Here is a 453-nt window from a genome sequence, read left to right as displayed (position 1 = left end):
TCTCACGCCAACGCCTAGCGTTCGCTCACGAAGTATCATGTTCGATAGCCAAGACCAGTGATATCATAGTGTTTGAGGATTTAAACGTGAAAGGTATGCAGCAATTTAACGGCCATATGGTGAACGATAACGTGATGGGTATGATCACTTCGCTGACTAAATACAAAGTTGAATTGAATGGCGGTATTTACCATGAAATTGGTCGGTTTGTGAAATCGACAGGCATTTGTTATCAATGCAAACACCCGCACAAGTTTGGCCTTATCGTGCGAGAATTTGCCTGCGAAAGCTGCGGTTTAGTCCAGTGCAGAGATTTAGCGGCAGCTAAGTCTATCGAGAACACAGGCGAAAATGATTTAATGGCGACTGGGATAGTCGCCAGGGTAACCCCCAAATTTCAGCAGAAAACATCGATTAAAACGAAAGTCTTTGAGCTATCAAAGTTTGGTGTGG

General features: G+C 43.9%; 1 protein-coding gene. It reads left to right on the top strand.

What is annotated here, in order from left to right:
* Nucleotides 1-95: 95 nt before the first annotated feature.
* A partial coding sequence (locus AAEY93_RS20355) for a zinc ribbon domain-containing protein (protein ID WP_351079447.1) occupies nt 96-453 on the top strand: 358 nt, incomplete at its 3' end.

Origin of the sequence: Shewanella sp. CAL98-MNA-CIBAN-0140, assembly GCF_040309905.1 — a bacterium.
GTDB lineage: Bacteria > Pseudomonadota > Gammaproteobacteria > Enterobacterales > Shewanellaceae > Shewanella > Shewanella psychromarinicola.
The sequence above is the reverse complement of the archived record's forward strand: the minus strand, read 5'-3'. Positions and strand labels throughout refer to the sequence as shown.